Annotated in this window: 12 protein-coding genes; 11 read left to right on the plus strand and 1 reads right to left on the minus strand. The window is 63.2% G+C overall.

Annotated elements, in window-relative coordinates:
- Positions 1-23 precede the first annotated feature (23 nt).
- The 10 genes from sdhC to zapE all read left to right on the plus strand — a co-directional run bounded on the left by sdhC (position 24) and on the right by zapE (position 11,828).
- The gene (gene sdhC / locus NMQ16_RS13000; RefSeq protein ID WP_257081168.1) at positions 24-410 is read left to right on the plus strand and encodes a succinate dehydrogenase, cytochrome b556 subunit; all 387 of its coding nucleotides are present in this window, start codon (positions 24-26) and stop codon (positions 408-410) included.
- Positions 404-751, plus strand: a complete 348-nt coding sequence (gene sdhD / locus NMQ16_RS13005; RefSeq protein ID WP_257081169.1) for a succinate dehydrogenase, hydrophobic membrane anchor protein — start codon at positions 404-406, stop codon at positions 749-751. Before sdhC ends, sdhD begins: the two co-directional genes overlap by 7 nt.
- Positions 752-2,539 carry a succinate dehydrogenase flavoprotein subunit gene (gene sdhA, locus NMQ16_RS13010; RefSeq protein ID WP_257081170.1) on the plus strand — a complete coding sequence of 596 codons (1,788 nt, stop codon included), beginning with the start codon at positions 752-754 and terminating at the stop codon, positions 2,537-2,539.
- 10 nt (positions 2,540-2,549) lie between these two features.
- Complete coding sequence (locus tag NMQ16_RS13015; RefSeq protein WP_069037594.1) at positions 2,550-3,260, plus strand: succinate dehydrogenase iron-sulfur subunit; 711 nt, start codon at positions 2,550-2,552, stop codon at positions 3,258-3,260.
- Between the two features lie 2 nt (positions 3,261-3,262).
- Positions 3,263-3,517: a succinate dehydrogenase assembly factor 2 gene (locus NMQ16_RS13020; protein ID WP_257081172.1), complete on the plus strand. Its 255-nt coding sequence runs from the start codon at positions 3,263-3,265 to the stop codon at positions 3,515-3,517.
- A gap of 51 nt (positions 3,518-3,568) precedes the next feature.
- Positions 3,569-4,849, plus strand: a complete 1,281-nt coding sequence (gene gltA, locus NMQ16_RS13025) for a citrate synthase (protein WP_257081173.1) — start codon at positions 3,569-3,571, stop codon at positions 4,847-4,849.
- A 189-nt stretch (positions 4,850-5,038) separates the two neighbouring features.
- Entirely contained in the window at positions 5,039-7,858 is a 2,820-nt protein-coding gene (locus NMQ16_RS13030; RefSeq protein WP_257081174.1) for a 2-oxoglutarate dehydrogenase E1 component, read from the plus strand.
- A gap of 28 nt (positions 7,859-7,886) precedes the next feature.
- On the plus strand, positions 7,887-9,155 hold the full coding sequence (odhB, locus tag NMQ16_RS13035; protein ID WP_257081175.1) for a 2-oxoglutarate dehydrogenase complex dihydrolipoyllysine-residue succinyltransferase: 1,269 nt from the start codon (positions 7,887-7,889) through the stop codon (positions 9,153-9,155).
- Positions 9,156-9,245: 90 nt separating this feature from the next.
- On the plus strand, positions 9,246-10,682 hold the full coding sequence (gene lpdA, locus NMQ16_RS13040; protein WP_257081177.1) for a dihydrolipoyl dehydrogenase: 1,437 nt from the start codon (positions 9,246-9,248) through the stop codon (positions 10,680-10,682).
- A gap of 9 nt (positions 10,683-10,691) precedes the next feature.
- Positions 10,692-11,828 carry a cell division protein ZapE gene (gene zapE, locus NMQ16_RS13045; protein WP_257081179.1) on the plus strand — a complete coding sequence of 379 codons (1,137 nt, stop codon included), beginning with the start codon at positions 10,692-10,694 and terminating at the stop codon, positions 11,826-11,828.
- 185 nt (positions 11,829-12,013) lie between these two features.
- On the opposite strand, the gene NMQ16_RS13050 is transcribed toward zapE, so the two are convergent.
- Positions 12,014-13,639 carry a hypothetical protein gene (locus NMQ16_RS13050; RefSeq protein ID WP_257081180.1) on the minus strand — a complete coding sequence of 542 codons (1,626 nt, stop codon included), beginning with the start codon at positions 13,637-13,639 and terminating at the stop codon, positions 12,014-12,016.
- A 134-nt stretch (positions 13,640-13,773) separates the two neighbouring features.
- Here NMQ16_RS13050 and NMQ16_RS13055 point away from each other — a divergent pair, with 134 nt between their 5' ends.
- A complete protein-coding gene (locus tag NMQ16_RS13055) occupies positions 13,774-14,250 on the plus strand; it encodes a cyclic nucleotide-binding domain-containing protein (RefSeq protein WP_257081181.1) in 477 nt (158 codons plus the stop codon).
- The last annotated feature ends 6 nt before the right edge of the window (positions 14,251-14,256 follow it).

The following is a 14,256-nucleotide window of genomic DNA, read 5'->3' on the forward strand; positions in this document are numbered from 1 at the left end:
ATCATCCTAGGAGAGCGAGCCAGATGGCCAATACAGCCAGCAAGACCCGACCGAAACACCTGCAGCTGACCGCAATACGGCTGCCGATCCCGGGCATCGTGTCCATCCTGCACCGGGTCAGCGGTGCCGGACTGTTCCTCTGTCTGCCGCTTCTGCTGTGGCTGTTCGCCGCCAGTCTCGGCTCGCCGGAAACCTTCGATACCTTCAGCGCGGTGGTGGGCCACCCGCTTGCAAAGCTCCTTCTGCTGGGCCTGATGTGGGCCTATCTGCACCATTTCTGTGCCGGTATCCGTTTCCTGCTGCTCGACATGCACCAGGGACTGGAACTGGCTGCCGCGCGCAAAAGTTCTGTCGCAGTGCTGGTCGTGAGCTTGACGCTTACCGTGATTCTGGGGGTGAAACTGTGGTGACTCGGGTTGTTGTCGGTGCCCATTACGGGCTGAAGGACTGGCTGGGCCAGCGCATCACTGCGGTCGTGATGGCCGTATATACGTTGATCTTTGCAATTGGCGTGCTTTTCATGGGCGAATTGAACTACGACAACTGGCGTGGTCTGTTCGCCGGTGGGTTCATGCGTTTCGCGACCTTCCTGTTTTTTGCGTCACTGATGTATCACGCCTGGGTCGGCGTGCGCGACATCTACATGGACTACATCAAGCCCACCAGCGTGCGCCTCGTGCTGCATGCGGTGACCCTGCTGTTGCTGATCGGCTATCTGGGCTGGGCAGCGCAAGTTTTGTGGAGACTGTAAGTGAGCACACCCATACGCAAGTTTGACGCAGTGATCGTCGGCGCTGGTGGCGCCGGCCTGCGCGCCGCGATCCAGTTGTCGGAAGCCGGTCTGCGCACGGCCGTCCTGTCAAAGGTGTTTCCGACCCGTTCCCACACCGTGGCGGCGCAGGGCGGCGTGGCCGCCTCGCTCGGCAATTCCGAGGAAGACCACTGGCACTGGCACATGTACGACACAATCAAGGGATCCGACTGGCTCGGCGACCAGGATGCGATCGAATTCATGTGCCGCAAGGCCAACGAAGTCGTCATCGAGCTGGAACACTACGGCATGCCCTTCGACCGGACGGACAGCGGCAAGATCTATCAGCGCCCGTTCGGCGGTCACATGTCGAACTTCGGCGAAAAGCCGGTGCGCCGCTCCTGTGCGGCCGCCGACCGCACCGGCCACGCGATGCTGCATGCGATGTATCAGCGCAACGTCAAGGCCAACACCCAGTTCTTCATCGAATGGATGGCGCTCGACCTGATCCGCGATGAAGCGGGTGACGTCGTCGGCGTGACCGCAATGGAAATGGAATCCGGCGAGGTCTACATATTTCACGCCAAGGCGGTGCTGTTCGCCACGGGCGGCGCCGGTCGCATCTATTACAGCTCGACCAATGCCTTCATCAACACCGGTGACGGCGTGGGCATGGCGGCACGCGCCGGCATTCCGCTGGAGGACATGGAGTTCTGGCAATTCCACCCGACCGGCGTTGCCGGCGCGGGCGTGCTGATCACCGAAGGCGTGCGCGGCGAAGGCGGCATTCTGCGCAACGCCGATGGCGAGCGCTTCATGGAGCGCTATGCGCCGAACGCCAAGGATCTGGCCTCGCGTGACGTGGTATCGCGCGCCATGGTGACCGAAATCAACGAAGGTCGTGGCTGTGGTCCGAACAAGGATCACGTGATGCTGGATATCACTCACCTCGATCCGGCCACGATCATGAAGCGCCTGCCGGGCATCCGCGAAATCGGCATCCAGTTTGCCGGCGTCGACGCGATCAAGGAGCCGCTGCCGGTGGTGCCGACCTGTCACTACCAGATGGGCGGCATCCCGACCAATTACCACGGCGAAGTCGTCGTTCCGAAGAACGGCAACCCGAGCGAGCCGGTACCCGGTTTCTACGCGGCCGGCGAGTGCGCCTGCGCGTCGGTGCATGGCGCCAACCGACTGGGCACGAATTCGCTGCTCGATCTGCTGGTGTTCGGAAAGTCGTCCGGCGAGTCGATGGTCGAGTACATCAAGGCGCAGCCGGTGGCACACAAGCCGCTGCCGGCCAACGCGGCCGACTACTCGCTGTCGCGCCTTAACCGGCTCGAAACGCAGACCGGCGGCACCGCCGTCGGCGCGACCCGGCTGGCGATGCAGCGCACGATGCAGGCCCACTGTGGCGTGTTCCGCTTCAAGCACATGCTGGAGGAAGGTGTCAGCAAGATCACCGAGATCGAACAGCAGGTGGCCAACACCGAAATCAAGGACAAGTCCAAGGTATTCAATACCGCGCGTCTCGAAGCGCTCGAACTGGACAACCTGATCGAGGTCGCCAAGGCGACCATGGTGTCGGCCAATGCGCGTACCGAATCGCGCGGTGCCCACGTGCGTGACGATGCGATCGACAGCCCGGAGTTTCCGGACGGCCGCGACGACGCCAACTGGCTCAAGCACACGCTGTGGTACCGCGAGGGCAACAAGCTCGACTACAAGCCGGTGAACATGACGCCGCTGACCGTTGACACCATCGCGCTGAAGAAGCGCGCTTACTGAGGATCACAGGATGACCGCCCGTACTGTCGAATTCAGTATCTACCGCTACGACCCGGACCGCGACGAGAAGCCCTACATGCAGTCGATCTCGCTCGAGCTCGACGGCACCGAACGCAAGCTGCTCGATGCGCTGACCAAACTCAAGGATGTGGATGACACGCTGTCGTTCCGCCGCTCGTGCCGCGAAGGCGTGTGCGGCTCGGATGCGATGAACATCAACGGCAAGAACGGTCTGGCCTGTCTGACCGACATGGATTCGATCGCCACGCCCATCGTGCTGCGCCCGTTGCCGGGCCTGCCGGTGGTGCGCGACCTGATCGTCGACATGACCCAGTTCTTCAAGCAGTACCACTCGATCAAGCCCTACCTGATCAACCCGGAGCATCCGCCGGAGCGCGAGCGCCTGCAGTCGCCGGAAGATCGCGAGGAACTGAACGGCCTGTACGAGTGCATCCTGTGCGCATGCTGCTCGACATCCTGCCCGTCCTTCTGGTGGAATCCGGACAAGTTCGTCGGCCCGGCCGGTCTGCTTGCCGCCTACCGCTTCATCGCCGACACGCGCGACCAGGCGACCAGCGAACGTCTCGACAACCTTGAAGATCCGTATCGACTGTTCCGCTGCCATACCATCATGAATTGCGTCGATGTATGCCCGAAGGGATTGAACCCGACGCGCGCCATCGGCAAGATCAAGGACATGATGGTCCGCCGGGCCGTCTGAGCATGGACAGCGCGAACGATCAGCAGGTCAGCCCCGGTCGGCTGCTCTGGCATTGCCGACGCGGTTTGCTCGAGCTCGACCTGATCCTGCAGCGCTTCATCGAGCATCATCTTGAAAGCTTGACTACAGACCAGAGGGCAGAGTTGTTCGAACTGCTCCATTACGACGACATCACCTTGTTGGCGATTGTCAGCGGACGCGAGCAGTGCGAGGAGACGCGTCTGAAGGGGATGGTTGACCTGTTGCGTGCAGCGTGAGAGCGCAACGGAGTCGATCCGGGCCATTTTGAGGAAGTGAAGAGGTTAGACATGACAAATCAACGCACTGCTACGCTGACCATCGAAGGTCAGACCACCGAGTTCCCGATCATGAGCGGCGTCGCTGGCGCTGATGTGGTGGATATCCGTTCGATGTATGCCAAGACCGGTATGTTCACGTATGACACCGGTTACCTCTCCACCGCAAGCTGCAAGTCGACCATCACCTACATCGACGGCGACAAGGGCGAACTGTGGTATCGCGGTTACCCGATCGAACAGCTGGCCGAGCACTGCGACTTCCTCGACGTGTGTTTCCTGCTGAAGAACAGCGAACTGCCCAACGTCGAAGAAAAGGCCGAGTACGTCAGCCAGATCAAGCGTCATACGCTGCTGCACGAACAGCTGGCCCGCTTCTATGCCGGCTTCCGCCGTGACGCGCACCCGATGGCCATCATGGCCGGTGTGGTCGGCGCACTGTCCGCCTTCTACCATGACGGCATGGACATTTCCGACCAGGCGCATCGCGACATTTCGATCAACCGCCTGATCGCCAAGATGCCGACGATCGCCGCGATGGCGTACAAGTATTCGGTCGGCCAGCCCTTCATGTACCCGCGCAACGACCTGTGCTATGCCGGCAATTTCATGTACATGATGTTCGGCACGCCGTGCGAGGAGTACAAGCCGAATCCGGTGCTGGTCAAGGCTCTGGACCGCATCTTCACGCTGCACGCAGACCACGAGCAGAACGCCTCGACCTCGACCGTGCGTCTTGCCGGTTCGTCGGGCGCCAACCCGTATGCAGTGATCGCCGCCGGCATCGCCTGCCTGTGGGGTCCGGCGCATGGCGGTGCGAACGAAGCCTGCCTGCAGATGCTGGAAGAAATCGGCGACGTGTCGCGCGTGCCCGAGTACATCGCTCGCGCGAAGGACAAGAACGACAGCTTCAAGCTGATGGGCTTCGGACACCGCGTGTACAAGAACTTCGATCCGCGCGCCAAGCTGATGCGCCAGACCTGCCACGAAGTGCTGAACGAACTGGGCCTGCAGAACGACCGCCTGTTCAAGCTGGCGATGGAACTGGAACGCATCGCGCTGGAGGATGAGTACTTCATCGAGAAGAAGCTGTACCCGAATGTCGACTTCTACTCGGGCATCGTGCAGAAGGCGCTCGGCATTCCGACCTCGATGTTCACCTGCATTTTCGCGCTGGCGCGTACGGTCGGCTGGATCACGCAGTGGAACGAAATGATCACCGATCCGGAATACAAGATCGGTCGTCCGCGTCAGCTCTACGTCGGCCCGGCACGACGCGACATCAAGCCCTGATCGGAGCAGTTTGCGCAACACGCCCTGCGGTCATGCGGAGACCGCAGGGCGAATACGAACAACCGCATGCAGCAGGCCTTCTCGACGCCTACGAGACGCGAGGGTCCGGAGCACGACAGGTGCGCCGGGATCCGACCGCGTGGGCATCGCCATAACAAGCCCGGGCAACCCCGGGCGGGGGAGCGAGTCATGATGCAGATGTTGAGTCATTCCTACCTCTTCGGGGGCAATGCGCCCTTTGTCGAGGAACTGTACGAGTCCTATCTCGCCAATCCGGGTTCCGTACCGGATGCCTGGCGCAGCTACTTCGAATCCCTGCAACATCTGCCTGGCGCTGCTGCCGATGTGGCCCATGCTCCGGTCGTCGCGTCGTTTGCCGAACTGGCCAAGCGCGGTCCGACCCGTTCGGCCGGCCCGGCGGCCGACGACAAGCGTCAGGTCGGCGTGCTGCAGATGATCAACGCCTACCGCTTCCTCGGCAATCGCTGGGCGCAGCTCGATCCGCTCAAGCGCGCCGAACGGCCCGACATTTCCGAACTGGAGCCGTCGCACTACGGCTTCACCGAAGCCGATCTGGGCGACGTGTTCAGCACCGGTTCCTTCCGCTTCCCGCCGGATGACCGCGCCAGCCTGCGCGAAATCCTCGAAGCGGTGCGTCAGGTGTATTGCGGCAGCGTCGGCGCCGAATACATGTACATGACCGACATCGCCCACAAGCGCTGGATCCAGGCGCGGCTGGAGCCGATGCGCGGCAATTACGGCTACTCGGTCGAAGATCGCAAGCGCTTCCTGGAACGCGTGACGGCGGCCGAAACGATGGAGCGCTACCTGCATACCAAGTATGTCGGCCAGAAGCGCTTCTCGCTCGAAGGCGGCGAATCGACCATCGTCGCCATGGACGAACTGGTGCGTGTGGCAGCCGCGCAGGGCGCACAGGAAATCGTCATCGGCATGGCGCACCGCGGCCGGCTGAACGTGCTGGTGAATACGCTGGGCAAGGCGCCGTCGATGCTGTTCTCGGAATTCGAGGGCAAGGCGGCGTCCGACCTGTCGGCCGGCGACGTCAAGTACCACATGGGTTTCTCGTCCGACGTGAATACCCCGTCCGGCCCGGTGCACCTGACGCTGGCGTTCAACCCTTCGCACCTGGAAATCGTAAATCCGGTGGTGGTCGGTTCGGTGTATGCGCGCCAGCGCCGCCGTGGCGACAAGAGCGGCACCCAGGTAATTCCGGTCATCCTGCACGGCGACGCGGCCGTGGCCGGCCAGGGCGTCAATCAGGAAATGCTGAACTTCTCGCAGACGCGCGGCTACGGCGTGGGCGGCACGGTGCACATCATCGTGAACAACCAGATCGGTTTCACCACCTCCGATCCGCGTGACTACCGCTCGTCGCTGTACTGCACCGACATCTTCAAGATGGTCGAAGCGCCGATCTTCCACGTCAATGGCGACGATCCGGAGGCGGTGGCCTACGTGACGCGCATGGCGATGGAATTCCGCGCCGAATTCAAGAAGGATGTCGTGATCGACATCATCTGCTACCGCAAGCTCGGCCACAACGAGCAGGACGAGCCGATGGTGACCCAGCCGCTGATGTACAAGAAGATCGCGGCGCATCCGGGTGCGCGCAAGATCTACGCCGACCGGCTCATTTCGCAGGCGGTCATCGGCGAGCAGGAGCCCGAGCAGATGATTGCCGACTACCGGGCCGCGCTCGACGAAGGCCGGCTGGCGCAGGACCCGGTGCTGACCAATCACCAGCGTCGCTTTGCGGTCGACTGGACGCCGTTCCTGAAGCAGCCCTATACCGACGAGTGCGACACGCGCGTACCGAAGGACGAACTGGCGCGCCTGGGCAAGCGTCTGACGACCGTACCGGACGGCTTTGCGTTGCATTCGCGGGTACAGAAGATCATCGACGATCGCGCTGCCATGGCGCAGGGCAGCCAGCCGGTCGACTGGGGCATGGGTGAGAACCTTGCCTATGCGACGCTGCTGGTCGAAGGCTACGGCGTACGCGTCTCCGGCGAAGACGTCGGCCGCGGCACCTTCTTCCACCGCCATGCCGTGCTGCACGACCAGAGGCGCGAGAAGTGGGACAGCGGCAACTACATGCCGCTGCAGCATCTGCAGGAAGATCAGGCGCCGTGCGTGGTGATCGATTCGGTGCTGTCGGAAGAAGCCGTACTGGCGTTCGACTATGGCTACGCCACGACCGAACCGAACGAACTGGTCGTGTGGGAAGCGCAGTTCGGCGATTTCGCCAACGGTGCGCAGGTCGTGTTCGACCAGTTCATCGCTTCGGGCGAAGCGAAGTGGGGTCGCCTGTGCGGGCTCGCGATGATGCTGCCGCACGGCTTCGAAGGTCAGGGCCCGGAGCATTCGTCGGCGCGCATCGAGCGCTACATGCAGCTGTCGGCCGAGAACAACTGGCAGGTGACGATCCCGAGCACGCCGGCGCAGATATTCCACCTGCTGCGTCGCCAGATGCTGCGCAAGGTACGCAAGCCGCTGGTCATCATCACGCCGAAATCGCTGCTGCGTCACAAGGACGCCGTATCGTCGCTCGATGAGCTGGCCAACGGCCGCTTCCAGCCGGTCATTCCGGAAGTCGATGCGCTGGACGACAAGAAGGTCGAACGCATCATCATGTGCAGCGGCAAGATCTACTACGAACTTCTGGCGCACCGTCGTGCGAACGACATCAAGAACGTCGCCATCGTACGGCTTGAACAGCCCTATCCCTTCCCGTCTTCGGAGGTGACCGCGCAGGTTGCACGCTATCCGAAGGCGAAGGGCATCACCTGGGTCCAGGAAGAGCCGCGCAATCAGGGCATGTGGTACTGGCTCATTTCGCGTCAGCACCTGGGCAAGGCAGTGGGCGACATGAAGCTGGAACTGGTATCACGGCCTGCGGCGGCCTCGCCGGCGGTCGGCTATGCCGCCAAGCACCAGGCTCAGCAGAAGGCGGTCATCGAAGCAGCGTTCGCAGGAGTGGGGCGCTGAGACGCCCCCGACAGGGAGACAGGATCAAATGCTTATCGAAGTGAAGGTTCCGCAGCTGTCCGAATCGGTGGCCGAAGCCACACTGGTCAGCTGGCACAAACAGGTGGGTGACGCGGTCGCCCGTGATGAAAACCTGATAGACATCGAAACCGACAAGGTGGTGCTGGAAACCCCCGCGCCGGACGCCGGCGTACTGGTCGCCATCATCAAGCAGAACGGCGCCCTGGTCACCAGCGGCGAGCTGATCGCGCAGATCGACACCGAAGGCAAGGCAGTCGCGGCCGCACCGGCTGCGGCGGCAGCGCCTGCTGCAGCACCCGCCGCCGCCGCGGTTGCAACCGCCAGCGCGTCCTCGTCGGCGCCCGCCAGCCCGGCCGCACGCAAAATCATGGACGAACGCGGTCTGGCGGGTGGTGACGTGCAGGGCACCGGTCGCGGTGGTCGCATCACCAAGCCTGACGCCGTCGGCGCAGCAGTGCCCGCCCCGGCTCCGGCTCAGGCCCCGGCCGCGCCGCGTGCTGCTGCCGCGCCTGCTTCGGCTGCCGCGGCACTGCCGCAGCCGCCGGTTCCGGTCCGGCTCGAAGAGCTGCTGGCCGACCGGCCGCAGCAGCGTGTGCCGATGTCGCGCCTGCGCGCCCGCGTCGCCGAGCGCCTGCTGCAGTCGCAGGCGCAGAACGCCATCCTGACCACGTTCAACGAAGTGAACATGCAGCCGGTCATGGATCTGCGCAAGAAGTACGCCGAGAAGTTCGAGAAGACGCATGGCGTCAAACTCGGCTTCATGTCGTTCTTCGTGAAGGCGGCGCTGCAGGCGCTGCGCAAGTTCCCGCTGCTGAACGCATCGATTGACGGCAACGACATCGTCTATCACGGCTTCTTCGACATCGGCATCGCCGTCGGCAGCCCGCGTGGTCTGGTCGTGCCCATCCTGCGCGATGCCGACCAGATGAGCTTCGCCGACATCGAGATGAAGATCGCAGAATTCGGCCAGAAGGCGAAGGACGGCAAACTGTCGATGGAAGAGCTGACTGGCGGCACGTTCTCGATCTCGAACGGCGGCGTATTCGGCTCGATGCTGTCGACGCCCATCATCAACCCGCCGCAGTCGGCCATCCTGGGTGTGCATGCGACCAAGGACCGGCCGGTCGCCGAGAACGGCCAGGTGGTGATCCGCCCGATCAACTACCTCGCCATGTCCTACGACCACCGCATCATCGACGGTCGCGAGGCGGTGCTCGGTCTGGTGACGATGAAGGAAGCGCTGGAAGATCCGGCCCGCCTGTTGTTTGACGTGTAATTCCGGTTCAAGTGGCAAGGTCCAAGGTGCAAGGGGTTTGCCTTGTACCTTGGACCTTGAGGCTTGAACCTTCAAGTGGAGCAAATCCAGATGTCCAAGGAATTTGATGTCGTCGTGATCGGAGCCGGTCCCGGCGGATATGTCGCAGCGATTCGTGCCGCCCAGCTCGGCCTGAATGCCGCCTGCATCGAGTACAACAGTTACGCCGACCCAAAGGGCGAGGTGCGTCTCGGCGGCACCTGCCTGAACGTGGGCTGCATTCCGTCCAAGGCGCTGCTGCAGTCGTCGGAGCTGTTCGAGCAGGCCAATCACAGCTTCGTGATGCATGGCATTTCGGTTGATTCGCCGCGCATGGACGTCGGTGTGATGATGAAGCGCAAGAACAACATCGTCGATCAGCTGACCAGCGGCATCCGCGGCCTGTTCAAGAAGAACAAGGTGACGCTGCTGAGCGGTCTGGGCAGTTTCGCCGGCCGCGAGGAAGAAAAATGGAAGATCGCCGTGACGCGCAACGGTGAGACCGAACACGTGATGGCGAAGCACGTCATCGTGGCGACCGGCTCGCGTGCCCGCCATCTGCCGGACATTCCGGTCGACAACGAGGTGATCTGCGACAACGAGGGCGCGCTGGCGTTTGACGGTGCGCCGAAGCGTCTGGGCGTCATCGGCGCCGGCGTCATCGGGCTGGAACTGGGCAGTGTATGGAAGCGGCTCGGCGCCGAGGTGACCATCCTCGAAGCCGCACCGGACTTTCTTTCTGCAGCCGATGCGGCCATCACCAAGGAAGCCTGGAAAACCTTCACCGCGAAGCAGAAGCTCGGCATCAAGCTCGGCGTGAAGATCGGCAAGGTCGAACGCACGGCCGATGGCGTGCGCGTCGAGTACGAACTGAAGGACGAGCAGAAGGTGCTCGAGTGCGACCGCCTGATCGTGTCGGTCGGCCGCATCCCGAATACCGATGGCCTGAATGCCGATGCGGTCGGCCTGAAGGTGAGCGACCGCGGTTTCATCGAGGTCGATGAACAGTGCCGTACCAACCTTGCCAACGTGTGGGCGGTCGGTGACGTCGTGCCGGGCCCGATGCTGGCGCACAAGGGCATGGAAGAAGGCGTCATGGTGGCCGAATGCATCGCCGGCCAGAAGGGGCACGTCAATCACGACACCGTGCCCTGGGTCATCTACACCCACCCTGAAATCGCCTGGGTCGGCAAGACCGAGGCGCAGCTCAAGGCGGCCGGCATCGAATTCAAGGCGGGCCAGATTCCGTTCGCCGCGAATGGACGCGCGTTGGGGCAGGGTGACACCACCGGTTTCGTGCGCATGTACGCCTGCGCGGAAACCGATCGCATCCTCGGCGTGCACGTGATCGGCAACAATGCCTCGGAGCTGATCGCCGAGGCGGTCGTTGCGATGGAATTCGGTGCCTGCTCGGAAGACATCGCACGCATCTGTCATGCCCACCCCACGCTGTCGGAGGTCATGCACGAAGCTGCACTGGCCTGCGACAAGCGACCTTTGCACTTCTGACACCGGGCGATGCCGCACGAAATCCTTCAGGTGCCCGAACGGGGCATGATGGACGCCTTCGAGGCGGCACTCAGAACGCACGGCTACCAGGCTGACGCGTCGCAGCGCGCCGCCGCCGACAGGCTGCAGCAGCTCTATACCGAACTGCTCGGCTTCAAGGCGGCGCGCCGTACCCAGCTGCGCAAGCTGCTGTCGCGCGCACAACCGCCGCGTGGCGTCTATTTCTGGGGCGGCGTCGGACGCGGCAAGAGCTTCCTGATGGATTGCTTCTTTGACGCCGTTCCCTATCGGCGCAAGCGTCGTGTGCATTTCCACGCCTTCATGCAGCAGGTGCACGCGGCGCTCAAACAGCACAAGTCGGAGGCCGATCCGCTGGCCCGGGTGGCCGAAGAGCTTGCGCAGTCCGCCCGCTTGCTGTGTTTCGACGAATTCCACGTGTCCGACATCGCCGACGCGATGATTCTCGGCCGGCTGGTCGAGGCGCTGTTCGAGCGTGGCGTGGTGCTGGTCGCCACGTCCAACTATCCGCCCGACGGCCTTTACCCGAACGGGCTGCAGCGGCAGAACTTCCTGCCCACCATCGAACTGCTGAAGAAAAAGCTCGAAGTGTTCGAACTCGATGCCGGCATCGATTACCGGCTGCGTTCGCTCGAACGCATGGACATCTACATGGTGCCCAACGGTACCGACGCCGACCGCCGGCTGGAAGAGGACTTCCGCGAGCTGTGCGGCGAGCCATCGTCCGACGGCACGCTTGACATCCTCGGTCGCACGCTGAAAACGCATGCCTGTTCGCTGGGCGCGGTCTGGTTCGACTTCGAGGAAATCTGCGGCGGCCCGCGCTCGCAGAATGACTACCTCGAACTGGCTCGGCGCTTCCACTCTTTCGTACTGTCCGACGTGCCGAAGATGAGTCGCGAAAAGTCGAACGAGGCGCGTCGCTTCACCTGGCTTGTCGATGTACTGTATGACTTCCGGGTCAAGCTCATCCTGTCGGCCGAAGTCGAGGCGCACCTGCTTTATGTCGAAGGCCCGAATGCCAACGAATTCACCCGCACGGTCAGTCGCCTGATCGAAATGCGCACGCGCGAATACCTCGCGTCGCCGCACCGGGTGGATTTTGCCGGCGGCACTGCCGGCTCATAACCCTTATTGCAACGCCTGTGGCGGCGGGCTCCTTGTGGGATCTGCGGCCTGTGGGAGCGGCGGCCTCGCCGCGATACGCTCTCTGCACAACGATGGTCACGGCACCATCGCGGCGAGGCCGCCGCTCCCACAGGCCGCAGATCAACGCGGCGCGCGGGTGATGGGTCGTGGCGCTGCCGGAGGCGTTACGCGCTGCGCAGATGCAGGGCGCGGGCGATCAGGATGGCGCTGACGGGCATCAGCACGGCGATGGCGACCACGGTCAGCAGCAGTGATGTGAGGTCGCTGTAGTTGGCGGCGGTCACCACGGCACCGGTTGCCGGGTCCTTCACTTCGCGCGCCAGCGTGAAGATCTGATTCAGATACTTGGTACCGAGCTGGCTGGCCGACAGCGCCAGATTGGTGAACGACGCCATCACCGCGAAGAAGGTCGCCTTCAGATGGGCCGGTGCCGAATTGGCGATCCAGGCCAGCATCGGAATCATCGAAATCTGGCCCAGCGGCGATTCGAGAGCGGTATCGATCACCGCGATGAAGCGTGCATCCACGACGCCGCCGGTTACGCTCGCTGTCCATTCGTGCAGGCCCATGCTCATGCCCAGCGTGGGCAGCGACAGCACGAAGCTGGCTGCCGTGAGAAATCCGACGACGTACAGGATTGACCGCTCGGCCATGAAACGGCGGAACAGGAACATGCCGATCAGCGTCAGTGTGCTGGCGATCAGCGACAGTACCGAAAAGAATGCCTGATCGAAGCCGAGCACGTCGATCGACCACCACGATACGCCGGGCCCGGTGCCGGGCGTCGCGCGGAACATGAAGATGACCAGCGCAGTGCCGATCAGCGTGTTGCGCGCTGTCTCGTCCAGTTCGCGTGTGAGTTTCGCCATCAGGAAGGCGATGATGGTGAACGACCCGACGAAGATGATTTCCTGGTTCCACTTCAGGTTTGACAGCCCCATCGTCAGCGTGAACGCCACGAAGGCTGCGCTCCCGCCGATGATCCACCAGTTGGGTCGGGTATTTCCGTCCGGGTCGCGCAGCAGCGCGGCCGCTTCGGCGCGCGAAAGGCCGCGCGCCATGTGCGCCCGGATGTGGCGCATCCTGAGCAGCGCAGCGAAGGCGACACCGGCCACCGACACCGCCGGAATGACCAGCGCCATCAGATAGATGTCGCGATACAGCAGCACCTTTTCCGCTTCCGGCAGCGCTTCGGTGCCGGAAAACAGATACAGGTTCACCAGCGCCACCAGCACGCTGCCGCCGATGATGGCGACCCGGCCGAGCGTCTGCATCGTGGTGTGCATCAGCTTGAGGCGTTCGGGCGTGACCGGCGTGCCGTCTTCCTCGACATGCGGCACCGCCTCGACCGTCATTGCGTCGGCCACCGCGTCCTGCAGCACGTAGCCGATCGGGCTCAACAGCGCGCTCAGCACGAACCAGGTATTGATCGGCAGGATGGCCGCCATCGCATCGCGTTCGGCGATCAGGCCGGCCATGATCAGCAGGCTGGCGGCGATGATGCTGGCGCCCAGGTAGATCAGCAGGCTCTTGTAGCGCCACACCAGATCGACCAGATGGCCCATCGGAATCTTCAGCGCCCATGGAATGCCGACCCAGAAACCCAGTGCGGCGAGAAACTCCGCCGATAGACCGAGGTAGTCCTTGACGAAAAAGGTGCCGACGATGCCGGTCAGGCCCTGGATGCCGGCCGCCATGTAGACCATCAGCGGCGGCAGGTAGGAGAGGCGCATGTCGCGCCCGAGCGACAGGATGTTCAGGTCTATCCAGTGCAGCAGTCGGGATGTCATGTCTGTAATTATCGTTATGGCCGTGCCTGTGACCGGCAAGGATAGGGGGAATTCCGCGCCCGGCGTACTTTTGCGCGCACAAAACTCGGTATGCTGCAGCGTTGATATCCACGCCCCACCCAACGGAGTCCGACGTGCGCTTGTTTGGCCGCCATGATGCACACGAAGCGCCGCATCCGCTGCGCCAGATCAAGCTGTTTTCGACCCTGAGCCGGCGTGAAATGCCGGTGGTGCAGGCACTGCGCCACGAGCGCAGCTACCTCGCCGGCGAGGTGGTGTTCGACGAAGGCGACGACGGCGAGGCGATCTACGCCATCGTGTCGGGCGAGGTCGAAATCCTGCGCCATGACGGCGGGCGTCAGCAGCGTCTGGCACTGCTGGCGGCCGGCGAGGTGTTCGGCGAACTGGCACTGCTCGATCAGGCGCCGCGCGCAGCGCAGGCCCGTGCCACGGCGGACTGTGTGCTGGTCGTATTCTTTCGAGCCGACTTCATGAACCTGCTGGAAACCCATCCGAAGATCGCGTCGAAGATCGCACTGTCGCTGGCGCGCCACCTGGGCGGTCGGCTGCGTCAGGCCAACGCGGGGCAGCGGCAGGACGGTCATCTGTGAGCGCCG

The organism is Methyloversatilis sp. XJ19-49 (assembly GCF_024580145.1).
Classification (GTDB): Bacteria; Pseudomonadota; Gammaproteobacteria; order Burkholderiales; family Rhodocyclaceae; genus Methyloversatilis.

What these genes read in the sequence shown, in the direction of transcription:
- zapE (WP_257081179.1), top strand. Translation starts at nt 10,692, where the DNA reads ATGCCGCACGAAATCCTTCAGGTGCCCGAACGGGGCATGATGGACGCC.
- sdhC (WP_257081168.1), top strand. Translation starts at nt 24, where the DNA reads ATGGCCAATACAGCCAGCAAGACCCGACCGAAACACCTGCAGCTGACC.
- NMQ16_RS13015 (WP_069037594.1), top strand. Translation starts at nt 2,550, where the DNA reads ATGACCGCCCGTACTGTCGAATTCAGTATCTACCGCTACGACCCGGAC.
- lpdA (WP_257081177.1), top strand. Translation starts at nt 9,246, where the DNA reads ATGTCCAAGGAATTTGATGTCGTCGTGATCGGAGCCGGTCCCGGCGGA.
- NMQ16_RS13020 (WP_257081172.1), top strand. Translation starts at nt 3,263, where the DNA reads ATGGACAGCGCGAACGATCAGCAGGTCAGCCCCGGTCGGCTGCTCTGG.
- NMQ16_RS13030 (WP_257081174.1), top strand. Translation starts at nt 5,039, where the DNA reads ATGATGCAGATGTTGAGTCATTCCTACCTCTTCGGGGGCAATGCGCCC.
- NMQ16_RS13050 (WP_257081180.1), bottom strand. Translation starts at nt 13,639, where the DNA reads ATGACATCCCGACTGCTGCACTGGATAGACCTGAACATCCTGTCGCTC.
- gltA (WP_257081173.1), top strand. Translation starts at nt 3,569, where the DNA reads ATGACAAATCAACGCACTGCTACGCTGACCATCGAAGGTCAGACCACC.
- odhB (WP_257081175.1), top strand. Translation starts at nt 7,887, where the DNA reads ATGCTTATCGAAGTGAAGGTTCCGCAGCTGTCCGAATCGGTGGCCGAA.